General features: G+C 42.2%; 1 protein-coding gene. It reads left to right on the top strand.

What is annotated here, in order from left to right; translation table 11 throughout:
• The coding region (locus tag NLF92_RS12565) for an Ig-like domain-containing protein (protein ID WP_254102510.1) at positions 1-3,076 on the top strand (3,076 nt) is incomplete at both ends.

Below are 3,076 nucleotides of genomic sequence, written 5' to 3'. Positions count from 1 at the left end.
TTAACCAAGTCCTTAACAGCGGATGCAGACGGAGCATGGTCATATGATTTGACCGCGGCGGATGTTACGGCGATGGGTGAAGGTGCTGAAGATATTACTATTACAGCAACGGATGCTGCGGGTAACTCATCAACGACAACGACCAAAGCGATTAGCGTTGATACAGTGGCGCCGACCATTGTTTCTATCGAAGCTGACTCTGCGAATCAGCAGATAACGCTGACTTACTCTGCAGACCTAGATGATGTAAATGCAATAGATACAAGTGCATTTAATGTCGTGACAGGAAATAATACGAATGAAGTTGTTTCTGCAACTGTTTCAGGAGCTGAAGTTATACTCGTTTTGACTGATGCTTTTGCCGCTGGTGCGGCGATTGTCGTTGGTTATACTGATGCTGCAGGAGATCAAGCTACATCTGTGCAAGACAACGCTGGTAATGATGTTGATACCTTTAGTTCTGGAGTGGTTGCTGATGGTTATATCCGTGGGGCGCAGATTTATCTGGATGCCAATGCAAACGGTTTAGCTGATGCTGACGAGTTGGTAACGGGTGTCATTACTGACGGACTGGGGAATTTTGTTCTTTCGGCATCAGATAATCCTAATGGTTACGCAATTATAGCAACTGGAGGGGTTAACATAGATACAGGTTTACCCAATAATACGGCGTTGAAAGCCCCAGCAGGTTCATCGGTCATTAACCCAATAACTACGCTAATTCAAACTGTTCTCGAAAACAATGAAGGTACTAGTCTAGATGATGCTAAAGCCTCAGTTAATGCAGCGTTAGGGGTGTCGACTGAATTGGATTTAACCAAGTTTGATCCAATATCTTCCCTAAATGCTGCTGATAATAACGCTACTGAAGCGTTAACTGTGCAAAAAGCGGCAACTCAGGTTGTAGCCATAATTGAACTTGCAACACAGGGTAAAACCGCTACAGAAGTTGCAAATGACTCACAAACCATTATCAATAATTTAGTTGATCAGATTGTTACTACAGAAACAGCTATTGATTTTACAGATACTGCAGTTGTTACATCAGCAGTAACTGAAGTAACGTCCACCTTAGAAGTCGCTGACATTGTGCAAGTTACCCAAACATTACAAGCAGCTACAAGTTTTGATGAAGTCTCGCAAGCGCAAGCTGAGGCCTTTGATGATATTAGCCCTGATGCTGTCAAATCAATAAGTTTCGATGAATTAACCAAAGATAACACGCCTAATGTAACAGTAACATTTGATGTTGCAGACGTTTCCGGTAAAGCAGCTGTGTCAGGAGACACAATAACCATTGAAGCTAGTCAAGGTGATACGACCATATCAACTGAGGTTACTTTATCGGCTTCAAATATTGCTCAGGGCAGTGTCTCGACTTCATTAGAAGATTTAGTAGATGGTACTTATACAATAAAAAGCTATATTACTGACCGTGTTGGAAACACAAGTGTTGTTAAAACAGAAGAATCGTCACTGACTGTAGATAGTACATCGCCCACTGTACTCGTAACCATTGATGATACTCTAGTAAATGCTTCAGATAGGGCGACAGTTACATTCACTTTTAGTGAAGACCCATTAGATTCAATCAGTATTGATGACTTAGTTGCTACGGGGGGGACTTTATCAAATTTCGAAGGAGCAGGTACTTCAAGAACAGTAACATTTACACCTAATGCAGATGTTGAAGTTGCTGGTTCCGTTTCAGTTATTGCTCAGTCATATAATGATAAAATTGGTAACCTGGGTGTGTCAGGCAGTGTAATTGCAAACGTTGATTCGAAAGCACCTACGGTGACGATTACTTCAGCGCAAAATAGTTTAAAAGCTGGTGAATCTACATTAGTTACCATGACATTTACTGAAGCGCCGAATGCTGACCTCTCTTTGACTGATTTTACAGTAACGGGTGGAATCTTAAGTGAATTAACAATAGTTGATGATGTTGCACAGGCTACGTTTACACCTGAAGAAAATATGGAAGGGACGGCTTCAATCACTCTTGCTGCAAATAGTTTCTCAGATCTTGCTGGAAATCCGGTTGTGCTAAGTAACTCTTTAGACATTAAGGTAGATACGCAAGCGGCCTCACTGACGACAGAGTTATTATCTGCAGCAGAAAATAGCACATCAGTAGGAACTATCGAGACGAGTGAAACGGCAACAGTCACCTTGGGAACGGGTGAAGATTCTGATTTATTCACGTTAGTGGATGGTGCGTTGACGCTCAAATCTCCTCAGGATTTTGAGTCAGAACAGACAGAGTTCAAGGTAGCCTTTGATTTAGTTGATGCAGCCGGCAATTCATCCAGCGATACAATGACGGTGAATATCACCGATGTGAACGAAGCGCCAACGGTGACGAGTATCGCAGACCAAATAGCGGTAGTCGGTCAAGCGTTTAGCTTAGATGTTAAGTCAGCGTTTACAGATGTGGATGCTGGAGATGATTTAACATATAGCATTATGGGCACATTACCAGATGGAATAATATTTGAGGATGGTGTCTTATCTGGGATAGCGTCAACAGATACAGAAGCATCAAATATTACGGTTACGGCAACAGATAAAAGTGGGTTAAGTATCAGTCAGGATATTGCCATCAGTGCAGTATCTGCTCCAGTGATTTTATCTATAGACGTCACACAAGGCGATAGTGACATTGCTAAAACAGGTGAGTCTTTAACCATCACTGCAACAGTATCAGAAGTATTTACTTTGAACTTGAATGAGGCTACTCCAACTTTAACTATCACACTGGGTGATGAAGATGTTGTTGCGACTTATGCAAGTCATGACGGTAGTGCTAAAACAGTGACATTTACAGCAACAGCGCCAGGTGGTGATTCCAGTACTGTGATAGTTAAATCCATTTCATTGGGGGCAGCCACACTTATAGGTGACGTTAGTGCACAACCGTTAGCTTTTGGTTCGGTGGGGCAATCTGATAATGAGTTTGAATTAGATAATACTGCACCGACAGCACCGACGATTACTGATGTTACGGCTGATAATGTAATTAATGGTGCTGAGCAAACCACGACCTTATCTGGTACAGCAGAAGCCAATGCTG

Source organism: Opacimonas viscosa, assembly GCF_024199005.1.
Lineage (GTDB): Bacteria > Pseudomonadota > Gammaproteobacteria > Enterobacterales > Alteromonadaceae > Opacimonas > Opacimonas viscosa.
This window is presented reverse-complemented; position numbering and strand designations above follow the sequence as displayed.